Raw genomic sequence first — 14,247 nt, 5'->3', positions numbered from 1 at the left:
CGTATTTTGACCGGCAAAGTTAGACGGGCAACCGTCCGGATCAACTCGCAAGGTCAATATTACGCCACAATTTTGATTGAGGGCGAAAAACAAGCTCTCAAACCAAAAACAAAGCAGGCTGTCGGTATTGACCTTGGTTTAGATAGCCTCATGATTTTGTCCAACGGTCAGAAAGTCAACATGGTACATTTTGACACTGATGCAAGGAAACAGATTAGAGTGTGGGAGCGCAAGATGGCACGTCGCCGACGAAATGCACTCAAGGAAATTGCCTTTGATAAGCACGACAAAGTGCTGTTTCCACGCACTAGCTTACGTCAGTTTCCACGTTACCAGCAGGCACGACGAACGGTGGCAAAACTCAAACGGCAGGTCAGTGATCGTCGAAACGATAAACTGCAAAAGTTGACCACGCAATTAGTCCAAGATTTCGACGTGATTGTCGTGGAAAAACTCAATACGCAGGGTATGTTGAAAAACCACCACCTTGCCCGTGCAATTTCCAACGCTGGTTGGGGAAAATTAGTTACCATGTTGCAATATAAATGCGACTGGTATGGCAAGCAACTAATCATGGTTGACCCGAAATACACCAGCAGGATATGCAGTGCTTGTGGTCAGAAAAACCACCAATTTGACGGTCTAAGTCAACATGAATGGTTAGCCGTCCGTGAGTGGCAATGCCCGACTTGCGGCACTCACTTAGACCGTGACATTAATGCTAGTCAGAATATCCTCCAACGTGGAATAGCACAAATCACACCAAATAAAGCACTAGTCTAAACTAGTGACTGTAAAAAATAAGGCATGGAACGTGCCGTGGTAAATAGCAGTGACCGCTATCTTTTTAGAGAAATCTAACTGACAAGTTTGCTGTGTTCCCAGAATCCACCCTTTTTAAAGGGTGGTAGTTCAAAAGCATCCTAGGTTACAATTTAGTTAGAAAATCAGGAAATGAGGGAATCTTGTGGGGAAGGTACATAATTTAGAAAAAGATGGTTCAAACAAAAATTTACAGGTCGATCAGCTGACTTCGCGGCAATACCAAGAAGTGCTGGACATGATGATCAAGTTTAGAGAAAACAAGGGCTGGAGTCTCTATCATAATCTCAAGGACTTGGCTGTTTCATTGAGTCTGGAAGCAGCGGAAGTCTTGGAGATCTTCCAGTGGCAAGATGAGCAGGCAGAATTATCACGCGACCGGGAGATCCATCTGGAAGAAGAACTGGCAGATGTTTTAGCTTACGCCTTTCTGATGTGCGGCAAGCTGAATTTAGATCCAGTTAAATTAGTAAAAGCAAAGACCAAGATCAATGAAAGTCGGACGTGGGAAGTGTAAAAATCTCACGTTTGATGGTTAATTTTGACCGTTTATGGAAGATTTTCTACCGATTATTTAAACGTGGCTTTGTGGACGAAAACGTCAGTTATAATTGTACTTAAAGATGAATGAATCAAATTGTTGTGAAATTGGGGGGTAGGCTTGAAAGTTAATTTTTTCATGTTAAGGAAATTACCCCAGAGCTGCAGATGATTGCCGATGAGCTGCAAAAACATAGCGTCCCATTGTGGGGCTACCAAGAAAAGACGGTTACTCCACTATTGCCAGAAAAAATTATTCGAGTCTATACTGAGACTTCCGAGGTTTTTGAGGAAATAACGGCTGGTATCTATCAGTTTGCTGAGGTCTTACCGAAAGATTTTATCCAAATTTCAAGTGGTGAAATCGTTAATTTTAACTACATAGATCACCTGGAATTAAGTGGAAATGGCAACATTAAGTTGATTTTCCAATCCCAAGAAGAATCATTTGTCTCACGACGTTATGTTGCGCGCATCAAAAGGAGGCTGGGTATATGAAACGACGACTTATTAATCACTTTTTATTTGGTTTACCGTTGGGCGTGACATATGGTCTCCTGGTAATGTTGGGCTATTCCTATGCCTGGGGAGCGCATGTCTATTCTCCCTCTACCCCGGTTTTTGTATCAGCTTCGTCTAACTCGCTGAATGTTTTATCTTTCTCCATTCTAATTTGGGCTTTAATGGGAGCACTTTTTGCAGTTGCAGTCTTGATTTTTGAGATGGATCATTGGAGCTTGGCACGCCAGACGCTGACACATTTTTGTGTGACCCTAGTTGGTTTTATGGCTTTAGCCTATTTAGCGGGTTGGTATCCTTTAAACCTTACAAGCTTAAGCAGTGACGTTCTAGTTTTTGTGGTTATTTACTTGGTTTTTTGGTTTTCGAGTATGTTGCGAACTAGAAGAAATGTTGCTGCGATCAACCGCAAAATTAAGAAAAATAGGTAAAGCAGCCAATCTTAACAAGGGGGGTGCATTTCATGTATCTGCAAACAAAAAATCTGACCAAAGTTTTTGGCAAACAAACTGCAGTTGACCACTTGGATCTAACAGTGGAAAGAGGGAGCTTGACAGCCTTGCTTGGACCAAATGGGGCTGGAAAATCCACCACAGTCGAAATGTTATTAGGCCTTTTACCAGCAACGAGCGGGGAGATCAGCTACGCTAAAAAAGCTCCTCGGATCGGAGTCGTTTTTCAGAACAGTGTTTTGGACAACGAATTAACAGTAAGTGAGAACTTGCGGGTCCGTGCTAAATTGGGCGGTAAATTTGAGCGGCAAGACCTAGTTTCTGTCGCTGAAAAATTGGGTGTGAGTGATTTTTTAAATAAACGTTATGGTAAACTTTCTGGCGGACAACGACGACGTGTTGATATTGTTCGGGCTCTGTTGGGACAACCTGAGATCTTGTTTTTGGACGAACCGACCACGGGTCTAGATATCCAGACGCGTCGCGCGATCTGGTCAGCGCTGGCGCAACTTAGACAGCAACAGAGTCTAACGATCATCTTAACGACCCATTATTTGGAAGAAGCAGATAATGCGGACATGGTCTATGTGATCGACCAGGGCAAAGCAGTAGCTGCTGGGTCAGCTGACCAGTTGAAGCAAAAGTACGCTAGAAGCCGGCTTGTGTTGCAGTCCAAACAGCTTGATCAGCTGGAGGATCTGTTGGGACCGGCAGCGGAATATGAACGAATGACAGAAGATAGTTTACAAGTCTTCCCTCAAGATCCGCAGCATGCATTAAAGATCTTAGCCTTGGCTGCACCTTTGGTAACAGATTTTGAATACAGGCAGGGGACGATGAACGATGCCTTTATTGCTCTGACTGGAAAGGAGATGCATTAAAATGCTGACCTTATGCTGGCGGAATCTACTATTATACTTTCGGAATAGATCTGGAGTTTTCTTTTCCTTATTAGGTGCGCTGATCTCGTTTATTTTATATGTTGCCTTTTTGAAAGATAATCTGACTGGAGATTGGGGAAGTTCGCAAGCACATGCAGGTTTTTTGGACAGCTGGTTGATTAGCGGTACATTAGCAATAACTGCAATTACTACGACTCTGTCTGCCATGAGCCAAAAAGTAGAAGACCATGAAAAAAAGGCTGAGGCTGACCTGATTTTGACTGGTGCGAGTCGCTTTCAACTTAGCTTCGGCTACATTTTAAGTTCTGCCGTGATCGGTTTTATCATGCAAGTGGTTGTTTTTTTCATGATGTATGGCTATTTTTACCTGGTTGATGATTTACGGATCACGGGAGAAACTATCCTAACATTACTGCCGCTGATGATCCTGGGATCTTTATTGAATTCGGTGGTTAATGCTGTGATCTTGCTAATGGTTAAAAACCGGAATACGCTTAGTGCATTGGCCAGTGTGGTTGGAACGATCTCTGGTTTTTTAGTTGGAGCGTATATTCCAATTGGAATTTTACCGGATGTAGCACAAGCAGTAGTCAAACTTACTCCTGGGGCGTACATTGCTTCTGCCTACCGCCAATTACTCGTACACGATGACCTAAATCAGTTTTTTCCAGCACTCCCAGCTCGTGAACAGTTTTCCCAGGAAATGGGGATCCAATTGAAATGGAGTGAGCTTTTAAATCTGCAGCAAACCTTACTGATCGCAGGTGTAATTTTTGTTGCCTTTTCCTTAGCAGTGGCGGGGATCGAATCGTATTTAGCAACAAAAAGCAAGAAAGCACAGCACGCAGTGGAATAGCAATTACATTTAAATATTCTGTGGTACTTGTAAGGTACTTCGTAATCGTTTTGATTTTCTGGTTATGGAGTACCTTATTTGTGTCGTTTTTCTTATGCTTATTGCAGCAACCGATTCCAAAATTAGTCTATACTTAAGATAAGATCAAATTATTGGGGTAAACAGATGAAGAAGAAAACTAAAATTATTTTATCCAGCATCATAATGGTTGTTGTTTTAATTTTCGGGGTTATTGCAGGCGGGAAATATTACTTGAATCAAAAAGAAGAACAGCAGCATGAAGAAATGGTCAGTTATGTGAAGAAGTATCATAGTGTAATAGAAGATGATTTGAGGGAATCCGATAAGAAAAATTTCATCAAAAAAATAACGATCGACTATAGTTCAGTAGAACATAATCCCATGGGCGGTATCGATGTCGAAGGATACGTAAATAGTGATAAGTCACTACGTTTTGATACAAATATTGACAAGGTTTCTGTGGATGGAAAAATAAAAGTTGAATCTACAAATATGGGTATATCAACTAAACTAGATGATTTGTTAGGAGATTGGTAAAGAATGGATTGGAATGATCTTAGTGAAAGACAGAGAGTACATTTTGCTAAGGGTGAATATTTGAATCGAAAAGAGGACGAACCATTTAAAATTGCTGGGACAGGCAAAATAGGCTACGTTTCGAAAAAAGTAAATGACTCTGACACTGATGAATAAGTTTATGATTACATCAGAAAATCCCAAAGTGTCAGACTTTGATACTACAAAAGTTGAAAATGTGACCATGCTTTATCGTGAGTCCTCCTCTGGGTTGAACCATATTGAAGAAATAAGTTCTTTCGGACATGATGCAAGAAAAGATTTGCCTCAAAACGAAATTCCCGCTGCTTTTACCATTTTAAATAATGTCCAGCTAGTTTCCAACATGCGGAAGGTTAGCCAGACTTTCCTCTAACATTATTGCTAAGACGTTGAATCGCCCCTAGCCGCAAATGCGGTCAATTTAAGCATACTTTGTCCCACGTTATGAAAGTCAATGGAGTAAACAGATGAAGAAGAAAACAAAAATTATTTTAGCTTGTATTTTCTTGGGAATAATAATGATTGGCGGAGGAGTGTGGTATCACGTTCAAAAAGTTGCGCAAGAAAAACAAGAGCTGATTCAGAAAAGTACTAAAGAAATCGACGAGTTTTATAAGTGGAATTATATCGGAGTGGAAAAAACAACAACTGGCAAACTATGGAGAAATCCAGCGAGTGGTGAGCTTGAATTGGATTATACTGTTTATCTAAAAAATGGTGCTAAAACCGAACTCGATGCGGAATGGGATAAACAGAAGAAAATTCTGCTAGCTCCTTATAGCAAGAACGTTAAAGATAAACCCCAAGCGAAAATAAAAGAAACGGAGGAATATGATGACAAAGCGGATAATTTTTTATTGCAGCCTAAAGATATTAGGTTGCTGAAGAAACAAGGTTATGACAAGAACATCTCTGCTAATGAAATTAGAGTGTATTTAGAAAAAATGTACCCAGAAAGGTATGGCACGTTAAAGGGGGAGTAATAGGTGGCAATATCAGATAGAAACTTATTTCAAATTGTACAGATTTCTTATACAAGACGATATCAGCAAAATGGTTTTAGCATAGAGTTGATTGGTAAAAATGCCCAAATATTAGATTCAAGCCATAAAACAATCTCTCATCCTTCCTACGAATCTCACGGTCTGCAAGCGAGCCTGATCAAGGTCAATGGGCAGTATGTCGTTGCAGCTCGGGGAACTTCTGGTGCAGGTGATGCTAAGCAAGATTTTGATTTGACTGATCCGAATGCCTACCAGAAAGAGTCTCAATTTAAGGATTTTCAGCAGTTTATTGAAAAAATGCATCGGCTTCATCCAGATTTTGATCCGCAAAAAGCGACCTATACAGGTCATTCGCTTGGAGCTGCGTTAGCAACTTATGCTGCGGTCCATTATGATGCCAAAGCAACTGTTTTTTCGGCGCCGAGTGCGTACAATGAATTGACACCTCAGCAACGAGCTCAAGTTCGGCAGGGAAAGTTCAACAAGAAAATCAAAAATATTAAGCATGCCAATGATATCGTCCCTGATTTGCCAGGACTGGTACCGCCGATCGGCAAACAAGTTTACATATTTAACAAAAATTCGCTTCCCTCTAGTCTGAGTGATCTTGCTTTCACAATGATCAATGCGGCTGGCCATCTAACCAAAACTTTTTCACCGCATAATTTTGATGAGAGTGGTGCAGCAAATGCGGTACCAGAACTTCCAGGGGCAATCCTGCATGCTCAATCAAACAGATATTCACTGGGACTGGGGCTCAACCTGACGGTAAATTATTTTGATTTGGTTCGAAAAGAGTACAGCACAGGCAAACGATTGGCAGCCAAGTTGCAAAGTGGCATTACAGATACTGCCAAGCAAGTTGAGACGCTTGCGACCAGCTCAGTTCAGGTAGAAAAGATCGCCTTGCAAAAAGATTCGGTTGACGCAGCCATTGCTTCGTTGAAAGCTTCCAAAGAGCCTCTGAAAAATATCAAGAAGATCAACAACCAAATTTATCCCGACATGCAAAAGAGATTTCAGCAGATCATTGATGATACCTGCAATCTGCCTTACATTACACCTAAAGACGTGGCGGAGGTCGTGGAACGACATCATTTGGAGCCCAAGTATCATGTTGATTTGGACAAGATCGAAGCTTCCAATCAATTAGTCGATCAGAATCTGGCACGGATCGATAATTTGATCAAGGGGCTAAAACAAGCCGCCGAACATATTGAACAAGACGACAAGGACTGGGCAATAAGTTTTGTAGCCCAGTAACATACGAACTTACGCGTTTTTACATAAAAGTTAGAACCATTGTTCAATGGTTGTTAATACAAAAATATTTCCTATAGGGATATACTTAATTCATAAGCAAACCAATGGAGTGAGCAGATGAAGAAGAAAACAAAAATTATTTTATTCAGTATCATAATGAGTGTTGTTTTAATTATTGGGGTTTTTGCAGGAGGAAAATATTACTTGAATAAAAAAGAAGAACGACAGCATGAAGAAATGGTTAGTTATGTGAAGAAATATCATAAACTTATAGAAGATGAGGTTATTGATATGGATAAAAGAAATTCCGTACATGAAATTACCCTAAGATATAATACCATAGAACATAATCCTATGGGCGGGATCAATGTTAAAGGATATGTAAATGATAACAAATCCTTAGTCTTCTATGCTAATCTTGATAAAATAACAGTTAATGGTCAAAATAAAATGGATGCGAGTATAGGAGGAACCTCCCCTGAACTTGCGAAAATTCTAGGGGAGTGAATTTTGATGACCTGGGAACAGTTAAGTGAGAAAGAGAGAATCTATTTTGCCAATAATGAGTATCATGATTATAAAGAAAATGATGTTGTAAATATAAAGGGAAAAGGCAAAGTAGGCTACGTTTCGAAAAAAATAAATGATCTTGATACTGGTGAACAAGCCTACATTATTACATCAGAAAATCCCAAAGCCCCAAACTATGATCCAAAAAAAGTCAAAAATGTGACTATTCTTTATCGCGGTTCGTCTGGGCTGAATCATATCGCAGAAAAAAATTCTCTCGGGCATGATGCCAGAAAGGATTGGACGCAAAACGACATTCCCGCTGCTTTTAATATTTTGAACAATGTCCAGCCAGCTTCTACCCTACGGAAGTTTAGCCAGGCCACCAGTGGAGGCTTTCCTCTTAGTAGTTACAATACTGCTATTAAGATGCTGAATCGCCCCACGCCGCAAATGCGAGCAAGTGCGCATACTTTGTCTCGCGCTATGAAAGTTTATTGCAATGCCCAGTTTGATATTTATGGTCATTCTCTGGGTTCAATGAACGGGCAGTATGCACTTGCGGCAACTACGGAAAAACAAGCAAAACGCGTTCGGGCAGCCTACTTATATGAAGGACCTAATACATACGCATTATTGAATAAGCAAGAAAAAAAGCGAGCTGATCAGCTCAAAGAGCGGGTCTTTAATTATATTGATCCTAAAGACAAAATCACGCTGGCAAGTCTAGATTATCGGCAAACACAAAAATCCGTGGGAACTGTGATCCGAGTGGATTCCATGAAGGTTACCGGCGGGAGTTTACTTGACAACCTGACGAGTCAACATATGTGGGGCGGCTACCAGTTTGATAGTGATGGTGGTCTTAAAGTTGTACATCAAATCAAGGGCAAAAAAGCAAGTAGTGTTGGTGAAAGTCAAGCTTCCGGCTTTGTGGTAGCTGAAAAGATTGCCTTGCAAAAAGATTCAGTTGACGCAGCCATTGCTTCGTTGAAAGCTTCCGAAGAGCCCCTGAAAAACATTAAGAAAATCAACAACCAGATCTATCCCGACATGCAAAAGAGATTTCAGCAGATCATTGATGATGCCTGCGATTTACCCTACATTACACCTAAAGACGTGGCGGAGGTCGTGGAACGACATCATTTGGAGCCCAAGTATCACGTTGATTTGGACAAGATCGAAGCTTCCAATCAATTAGTCGATCAGAATCTGGCACGGATCGATAATTTGATCAAGGGGCTAAAACAAGCCGCCGAACATATTGAACAAGACGATAAGGACTGGGCAGTTAAGTTTACTGCGGAATAACAAGAATGGGGAAGGCTAAATGGATGCAAAAGATGTCCTCAGCGAGGCACGAAAGGGACTGGAAGAATTAGAAAGAGAACGTGAAAAGGTCCTAAAACGAGCTGCTTTAACAATGCTTGAACTGACATTGCCGGCCGAGGTTAAAGGCGGCTATATAATTGAAAAAAGCACCAAGCAAGCCAGCATAAAAGCTGAAAAAATCAACGCCTCTTTCAACCAGAAAGCCGCGCAGGCGACTACAGATGTAGGCTTGAAAGGAAAAGTGCAAGAGGGTGCTGACCAAGTTTTAAAGCAGTTGGACCAACGTGATAATTACGGACAAGGGGTTGGCAGTATCAAATGAATATTTGGGATCAAAAGCGGGCACGACTCGAGAAAGAAGAGACTGAGGCTAAAAAACAGCTTGATCGAATCTTGGATGATGAACAGCAGATGGTTTTTGACATGGGACAAAGGTTTGATGACCTAATGAATAGTTTTTATCATTTTGATCACGCGTATAATTCCACTGGCGGGAATGAATTTCAGCAGGCCAGCGGTCGGGTCACCCAAGAATTTCAGGCAGGACGGCGGCGGATGCAGCAACGGATCGAAGCAACTGCTGAAAGCAAACGGCAAGTTACGCGCTATTATGATGACCAGACTGATGAAGTTTTACGGCAAAAATACATTGCTCAAAAAGACAAGGACTAATACATAACGGCACGCACCCCTATAGAAAAAGCGAATCGTTCTTTCTATAGGGGTGTTTTGGACATTAGTTCGTCTGTTTACCCAACATAAAGAAAAAGTGCCGTGTTGACGTAGTTGTACCAATAAGTTATAATCATTTTGGAAAGCGTTTTATTGATCAGTATTTAAGAAGAGGAGCGAGAAACAATGGTTGCAAATTCATTTCCAGAAGGCTTTTTATGGGGCGGCGCGGTTGCTGCTCACCAATTAGAAGGGGCATGGCAATCCGGCGGCAAAGGCGTGTCAGTCGCTGACGTGATGACCGCTGGTGCTCATGGGGTACCGCGTGAGATTACTGATGGTGTTTTACCGGGTAAAAATTATCCGAACCACGATGGGATCGATTTTTATGGTCATTATAAAGAAGACGTGGCTTTGTTCGCAGAAATGGGCTTTAAGTGCTTCCGGACCTCAATTGCCTGGACTCGGATCTTCCCGAATGGCGATGAAACTGAACCCAATGAAGCGGGCTTAAAGTTTTATGATGACTTATTTGATGAATGCCTTGAATATGGGATCGAACCCGTCGTGACTTTGGCGCATTTTGAAATGCCTTGGCATTTGGTTGAAGAATACGGCGGTTTTGGCAACCGTAAAGTGATCGACTTCTATTTGAATTTTGCAACGACCTGTTTCAAACGATATCAGGATAAAGTTAAGTACTGGATGACTTTCAATGAAATTGACAATCAGGCTGACTTTAACAATGATTTTGCCGTTATGACCAACTCTGGTTTGAAATTAGGCGACAACAATGAAGCTGCCATGTACCAAGCTGCTCACTATGAATTAGTTGCCTCTGCCTTGGCCGTTAAAGAAGGTAAGAAGATCAATCCAGATTTCATGATCGGTGCGATGATCAACTACACACCATTCTATCCAGCAACTTCCGATCCAGCCGATATTTTACTGGCTCAACGGATCAACCAGCGTCGCTTCTGGTTCTCAGACGTGCATGCTTGGGGGGAATACCCTAAAGAAGTTGAAGCATACTTGGAACGCAAAGGCTTCCGTTCAGACTTTACAGCTGAAGATCAAGTTGTGCTTAAAGAAGGTACTGTTGATTATATTGGCTTTAGCTACTACCAGTCAATGACAGTTAGCGCTAAGAACGGCGATGCAGATCACCTGATTTCGCCAGCAGATGCAGTTGTTGACAATCCGTACTTGGAGACTAGTGATTGGGGCTGGTCAGTTGATCCGATCGGTTTGCGTTATGGTTTGAATGAACTGACAGATCGTTACCACTTGCCGCTGTTTATCGTTGAAAACGGACTTGGCGCTGTGGATCAGGTCGAAGAAGACGGCAGCATTCATGATCCATACCGGGTAGACTACCTGCGCAAGCACTTAGAAGAAGTTAAAAAAGCAGTAACTCTGGACGGCGTAGACCTGATGGGCTATACTCCATGGGGCTGCATTGATGTAGTTTCTGCCGGAACGGGTCAGATGTCGAAACGTTACGGGTTTATCTATGTGGATAAAGATGATGAAGGCAAAGGGACACTGGCTCGCTCACGCAAAGATTCCTTCTTCTGGTATCAAAATGTGATCAAGACTAACGGTGCAGAATTAGACTAAAGAGAAATTGATTAGCAGGTTAAACTGCTTAGAAGAGGTTGAAACAAATGACAGATAAAAAGCAAGCAGATTTAAAAAAAGCGGAAGCAAATCAAAAAAAGCAGAGTAAAGAAACGATGGCTTTTAACCGGTATCTATTACTCAGGTATATGATCGCGCTTTTCTTTTTCCTGAATATTTACTGGTTAGTTCTACTGATCATGGCGAGAAAACCCGGCTTTTTGGTGCCGCTGCTTTTATTGCTCGCCAGTCTGCCGGTAATTTGGGAGCAGTTTAAAAAGCTGCATGATACCTCCAATAAGCTGCCTTACTCTAAGATCTACTACTGGCTGCAATTTGGTGTGGATACCGTGATGCTGGTTTTGTGCGCAACACCGGCTTTCACAGCCTTTTATCCGTTTATGTCTGCAAAAGGTAAGACCTTGATCATTGCGATGTTAGCCTTAGGGATGATGCTGTGCATGTTCCTAGAGCGGCGGGTGAAGTTGATCGAGCACGATCGTGACAAGTATTTGGATACAATGCAAAAGTATAAAGATGCAGTTGGAAAATAGAATTTAAATCAGAAGTTATTTTTAGCGAAGTTGTCGCCTTTGAAAGAGGGAGACAACTTTTTTATTTACTCAAAACATTGAAATGCATTTTCAACAAAACCAAATGTAAAAAGATGTAACATTTGATTTATTTCGTGAGTAATGCCTATTTTAAGGCGATATAGATCTTTTTTTACTTAAAATATGTAGGCAAAAAACATGAAAATTTACAATTAAACTAGGCATATGTGGAAATATTTTGAAAAAAACATTTAAATTTGTCTATGAAAGGGGTAGTATGTAATAAAATATAACATAAATTTTCCGAGGGAATGTGTCTAACCGTATTGTGGCAAGACAAGTTATATTGAAAGCAATTTTCTAAGGATATTTTATTTAAAGGAGCGAGAAAAATGGCAATTGTTGCAGTAAGGATCGACGGCAGACTGCTTCACGGACAGGTCGCTAATATGTGGGTCAATGTAATTAACCCTACCCGAATTATGGTGGTTGATGACGAGGCGGCTGCTTCCGATGTTGCTAAAACGGGACTCAAGCTAGCGAAGCCTGCTGGCCTTAACTTGAGTATTTTGAACGTGGAAAAAGCAGCACGAAATATTACTGGTCACCGGTATGATTCCCAACGTGTTTTTATTTTAGTCAAACGTCCACAGACATTGATAGATCTGCTGGAAGCAGGGGTAGAATTGCCAACGGTCAATGTTGGCAACATGTCGCAAACCGATCACACCAAGGCTTTGACTAAGTCGATCAACGTTGTGTCAGCTGATATTGCTGCTTTTAAGGACTTATTTAAGCGCGGTGTCCAAGTCACTGCGCAAATGGTGCCAAGCGACCCGGTTCAAGATTTTAAAGCATTAATAGCTAACTCGAAATTAGAAGAAAAGGGGTAATTTCTATGCACAGTGATATTGCATTTTGGCAGGTCTTGCTGCTGACGCTTTATTCGATGTACCAGACCATCGATGATATTACAATTGTTTCTTCTTTGGCCCAACCAGTCTGGGCGGGCTTGATCACTGGCTTGATCATGGGTGATTTGGGTACCGGTTTAGTAATTGGCGGCAGTCTGCAGCTGACTGTCCTGGGCGTTGGAACTTTTGGGGGAGCCTCCAAAATTGATGCTAATTCTGGCACGATCTTGGCAACGGCTTTCTCGATCAGTGCTGGTATGAATGCCCAAACAGCGGTGGCTGCCATAGGAGTCCCGGTGGCTTCATTGATGATTCAGACCGATATTTTAGGCAGATTTACTAATACGTATTTCCAGCATCGCATTGATCGTTTGATCGAAGCTGAGAATTATCGCGGAATAGAAAGAAACTACTTATATGGAATGATCCCGTGGGCTTTATCTCGTGGGATCCCAGTTTTCTTAGCTCTTCAATTTGGCGGCAGTTTTGTTTCGTCAGTCGTAAAAGTCTTGAACACTGATTTACAGTGGCTCAGTAATGGTTTAGCCACTGCCGGGGCGCTTTTACCCGCAGTCGGCTTTGCGATCCTGCTGCGTTACCTGCCGGCCAGAAAGCATGTGGGCTATCTCATTTTAGGCTTTACGATCACTGCCTTGTTCAGCACCCTATTTACCAATGTGCAGACTCTAGGGACAGCAGTCGCTAAAGTTTCAAAAGGATTCACACAGTCATTTAACACGGTTTCTATGTTAGCAATTGCTTTGATCGGGCTGACTTTTGCAATTAATGAGTACAAGCATCAAGTCGAGCTGCAAAAGCAGCAGCCGGCTGCACCGAAACAGCAAGATGATGAGGAGGGCGAGATTTATGGCGACGAAGACTGATTATAAGTTAAAGAAAAAGGACTTTCGCCAGGTTAATCGGCGGAATCTTTTTGGCAATCAGCTGGGCTGGAATTATGAAAAGATGCAAGGTTCAGGGTACTTATTTATTATCTTGCCCCAGCTGCGAAAATTGTATGGCGATCATACCCCCGAACTTAAGGCAGCGATGAAAGCACATAATCAATTTTTTAACACTAACCCCTATGTGAATACAATGATCACTGGGATCGACTTGGCACTTGAAGAAAAAGAGGGGATCGGCTCGCTTGAAACTGTCTCTGGTCTAAAAACCGGGTTGATGGGTCCATTTGCGGCGATCGGCGACTCTATTTTTGCTTCATTGATCCCTGCGATCATGGGTGCGATCGCGGCTAATATGGCAATTCAAAAAAATCCTTTTGGTCTTCTTTTATGGCTGATCGTAAACTTTATTGTCATGTATATTCGTTGGATCCAGCTTCCTTTGGCATATAAAGAAGGAACGAACTTGGTGACGCGGATGCGCGGGCAGCTCAGCGCTTTGACTGATGCAGCAATTTTACTAGGAGTTTATGTCGTTGGAGCATTGGTGGCAACTCTAGTCAACGTTAAAGTCCCATTCGTCGCTCATATTGGTAAAGTAACAGTCGACTTGCAAAATGAAATTGACATGATTTTGCCGAAGCTGGTCCCGGCGGTGATCGTCGCCTTGATTTATTGGCTTTTGGGCAAAAAGAAGATGACTTCGACCAAGGCAATTTTTATTGTGATCGTTGTGGCTGTGGTCTGTTCGGCCCTTGGTATTTTGGGCAAGGCATCTTAAGAATATTGAGTGTGTCTGAGTT

At 41.9% G+C, this 14,247-nt stretch carries 20 protein-coding genes; all 20 read left to right on the top strand.

Features of this window, described 5'->3' with window-relative positions:
• On the top strand, window positions 1–783 hold a 783-nt coding region (locus LFYK43_RS08220; RefSeq protein WP_148095613.1), incomplete at its 5' end, for an RNA-guided endonuclease InsQ/TnpB family protein.
• 184 nt (window positions 784–967) lie between these two features.
• Window positions 968–1,339, top strand: coding sequence for a nucleotide pyrophosphohydrolase (locus LFYK43_RS08215; protein ID WP_124977269.1), 372 nt, complete (start codon window positions 968–970; stop codon window positions 1,337–1,339).
• A gap of 191 nt (window positions 1,340–1,530) precedes the next feature.
• Window positions 1,531–1,860 carry a LytTR family DNA-binding domain-containing protein gene (locus LFYK43_RS08210; protein ID WP_124977268.1) on the top strand — a complete coding sequence of 110 codons (330 nt, stop codon included), beginning with the start codon at window positions 1,531–1,533 and terminating at the stop codon, window positions 1,858–1,860.
• Window positions 1,857–2,312, top strand: a complete 456-nt coding sequence (locus LFYK43_RS08205; protein WP_124977266.1) for a DUF3021 domain-containing protein — start codon at window positions 1,857–1,859, stop codon at window positions 2,310–2,312. Before LFYK43_RS08210 ends, LFYK43_RS08205 begins: the two co-directional genes overlap by 4 nt.
• A 32-nt stretch (window positions 2,313–2,344) precedes the next feature.
• Window positions 2,345–3,214 (top strand): ABC transporter ATP-binding protein, encoded by an 870-nt coding sequence (locus tag LFYK43_RS08200; RefSeq protein ID WP_124977264.1) that lies wholly within the window; start codon window positions 2,345–2,347, stop codon window positions 3,212–3,214.
• A gap of 1 nt (window position 3,215) precedes the next feature.
• Entirely contained in the window at window positions 3,216–4,091 is an 876-nt protein-coding gene (locus tag LFYK43_RS08195; RefSeq protein ID WP_124977262.1) for an ABC transporter permease, read from the top strand.
• Between the two features lie 165 nt (window positions 4,092–4,256).
• Window positions 4,257–4,649, top strand: a complete 393-nt coding sequence (locus LFYK43_RS08190) for a DUF1310 family protein (protein WP_124977260.1) — start codon at window positions 4,257–4,259, stop codon at window positions 4,647–4,649.
• 3 nt (window positions 4,650–4,652) lie between these two features.
• A complete protein-coding gene (locus LFYK43_RS12575) occupies window positions 4,653–4,805 on the top strand; it encodes a hypothetical protein (protein WP_158609213.1) in 153 nt (50 codons plus the stop codon).
• Window positions 4,798–5,043 (top strand): hypothetical protein, encoded by a 246-nt coding sequence (locus LFYK43_RS08185; RefSeq protein ID WP_158609212.1) that lies wholly within the window; start codon window positions 4,798–4,800, stop codon window positions 5,041–5,043. Before LFYK43_RS12575 ends, LFYK43_RS08185 begins: the two co-directional genes overlap by 8 nt.
• Window positions 5,044–5,137: 94 nt before the next feature.
• Window positions 5,138–5,653, top strand: coding sequence for a hypothetical protein (locus LFYK43_RS08180; protein ID WP_124977256.1), 516 nt, complete (start codon window positions 5,138–5,140; stop codon window positions 5,651–5,653).
• Window positions 5,654–5,656: 3 nt separating this feature from the next.
• Complete coding sequence (locus LFYK43_RS08175; RefSeq protein WP_124977254.1) at window positions 5,657–6,937, top strand: Tle-like phospholipase domain-containing protein; 1,281 nt, start codon at window positions 5,657–5,659, stop codon at window positions 6,935–6,937.
• Window positions 6,938–7,054: 117 nt separating this feature from the next.
• The gene (locus LFYK43_RS08170) at window positions 7,055–7,444 is read left to right on the top strand and encodes a DUF1310 family protein (RefSeq protein ID WP_124977252.1); all 390 of its coding nucleotides are present in this window, start codon (window positions 7,055–7,057) and stop codon (window positions 7,442–7,444) included.
• A 6-nt stretch (window positions 7,445–7,450) separates the two neighbouring features.
• On the top strand, window positions 7,451–8,758 hold the full coding sequence (locus LFYK43_RS08165) for a hypothetical protein (RefSeq protein ID WP_124977250.1): 1,308 nt from the start codon (window positions 7,451–7,453) through the stop codon (window positions 8,756–8,758).
• 19 nt (window positions 8,759–8,777) lie between these two features.
• Window positions 8,778–9,101 carry a hypothetical protein gene (locus LFYK43_RS08160; RefSeq protein WP_124977248.1) on the top strand — a complete coding sequence of 108 codons (324 nt, stop codon included), beginning with the start codon at window positions 8,778–8,780 and terminating at the stop codon, window positions 9,099–9,101.
• On the top strand, window positions 9,098–9,451 hold the full coding sequence (locus LFYK43_RS08155) for a hypothetical protein (protein WP_124977246.1): 354 nt from the start codon (window positions 9,098–9,100) through the stop codon (window positions 9,449–9,451). The genes LFYK43_RS08160 and LFYK43_RS08155 overlap by 4 nt, the downstream gene beginning before the upstream one ends.
• Window positions 9,452–9,637: 186 nt before the next feature.
• Window positions 9,638–11,071: a 6-phospho-beta-glucosidase gene (locus LFYK43_RS08150; protein WP_124977244.1), complete on the top strand. Its 1,434-nt coding sequence runs from the start codon at window positions 9,638–9,640 to the stop codon at window positions 11,069–11,071.
• A gap of 47 nt (window positions 11,072–11,118) precedes the next feature.
• A complete protein-coding gene (locus tag LFYK43_RS08145; RefSeq protein WP_124977242.1) occupies window positions 11,119–11,625 on the top strand; it encodes a hypothetical protein in 507 nt (168 codons plus the stop codon).
• Between the two features lie 392 nt (window positions 11,626–12,017).
• A complete protein-coding gene (locus tag LFYK43_RS08140; protein WP_124977240.1) occupies window positions 12,018–12,518 on the top strand; it encodes a PTS sugar transporter subunit IIB in 501 nt (166 codons plus the stop codon).
• 5 nt (window positions 12,519–12,523) lie between these two features.
• A complete protein-coding gene (locus LFYK43_RS08135) occupies window positions 12,524–13,423 on the top strand; it encodes a PTS mannose/fructose/sorbose/N-acetylgalactosamine transporter subunit IIC (RefSeq protein WP_124977238.1) in 900 nt (299 codons plus the stop codon).
• Window positions 13,407–14,225, top strand: a complete 819-nt coding sequence (locus tag LFYK43_RS08130) for a PTS system mannose/fructose/sorbose family transporter subunit IID (RefSeq protein ID WP_124977236.1) — start codon at window positions 13,407–13,409, stop codon at window positions 14,223–14,225. The genes LFYK43_RS08135 and LFYK43_RS08130 overlap by 17 nt, the downstream gene beginning before the upstream one ends.
• Window positions 14,226–14,247 lie beyond the last annotated feature (22 nt).

This window comes from Ligilactobacillus salitolerans, from assembly GCF_003864415.1.
In the GTDB taxonomy this organism is placed as follows: Bacteria; Bacillota; Bacilli; order Lactobacillales; family Lactobacillaceae; genus Ligilactobacillus; species Ligilactobacillus salitolerans.
This window is presented reverse-complemented; position numbering and strand designations above follow the sequence as displayed.

Bases quoted from the DNA above. Each gene is read 5' to 3' on its own strand.
- LFYK43_RS08145 (WP_124977242.1), top strand. From the start codon at position 11,119: ATGACAGATAAAAAGCAAGCAGATTTAAAAAAAGCGGAAGCAAATCAA.
- LFYK43_RS08135 (WP_124977238.1), top strand. From the start codon at position 12,524: ATGCACAGTGATATTGCATTTTGGCAGGTCTTGCTGCTGACGCTTTAT.
- LFYK43_RS08170 (WP_124977252.1), top strand. From the start codon at position 7,055: ATGAAGAAGAAAACAAAAATTATTTTATTCAGTATCATAATGAGTGTT.
- LFYK43_RS08155 (WP_124977246.1), top strand. From the start codon at position 9,098: ATGAATATTTGGGATCAAAAGCGGGCACGACTCGAGAAAGAAGAGACT.
- LFYK43_RS08150 (WP_124977244.1), top strand. From the start codon at position 9,638: ATGGTTGCAAATTCATTTCCAGAAGGCTTTTTATGGGGCGGCGCGGTT.
- LFYK43_RS08180 (WP_124977256.1), top strand. From the start codon at position 5,138: ATGAAGAAGAAAACAAAAATTATTTTAGCTTGTATTTTCTTGGGAATA.
- LFYK43_RS08130 (WP_124977236.1), top strand. From the start codon at position 13,407: ATGGCGACGAAGACTGATTATAAGTTAAAGAAAAAGGACTTTCGCCAG.
- LFYK43_RS08160 (WP_124977248.1), top strand. From the start codon at position 8,778: ATGGATGCAAAAGATGTCCTCAGCGAGGCACGAAAGGGACTGGAAGAA.
- LFYK43_RS08195 (WP_124977262.1), top strand. From the start codon at position 3,216: ATGCTGACCTTATGCTGGCGGAATCTACTATTATACTTTCGGAATAGA.
- LFYK43_RS08200 (WP_124977264.1), top strand. From the start codon at position 2,345: ATGTATCTGCAAACAAAAAATCTGACCAAAGTTTTTGGCAAACAAACT.
- LFYK43_RS08185 (WP_158609212.1), top strand. From the start codon at position 4,798: ATGAATAAGTTTATGATTACATCAGAAAATCCCAAAGTGTCAGACTTT.
- LFYK43_RS08190 (WP_124977260.1), top strand. From the start codon at position 4,257: ATGAAGAAGAAAACTAAAATTATTTTATCCAGCATCATAATGGTTGTT.
- LFYK43_RS12575 (WP_158609213.1), top strand. From the start codon at position 4,653: ATGGATTGGAATGATCTTAGTGAAAGACAGAGAGTACATTTTGCTAAG.
- LFYK43_RS08205 (WP_124977266.1), top strand. From the start codon at position 1,857: ATGAAACGACGACTTATTAATCACTTTTTATTTGGTTTACCGTTGGGC.
- LFYK43_RS08210 (WP_124977268.1), top strand. From the start codon at position 1,531: ATGATTGCCGATGAGCTGCAAAAACATAGCGTCCCATTGTGGGGCTAC.
- LFYK43_RS08165 (WP_124977250.1), top strand. From the start codon at position 7,451: ATGACCTGGGAACAGTTAAGTGAGAAAGAGAGAATCTATTTTGCCAAT.
- LFYK43_RS08140 (WP_124977240.1), top strand. From the start codon at position 12,018: ATGGCAATTGTTGCAGTAAGGATCGACGGCAGACTGCTTCACGGACAG.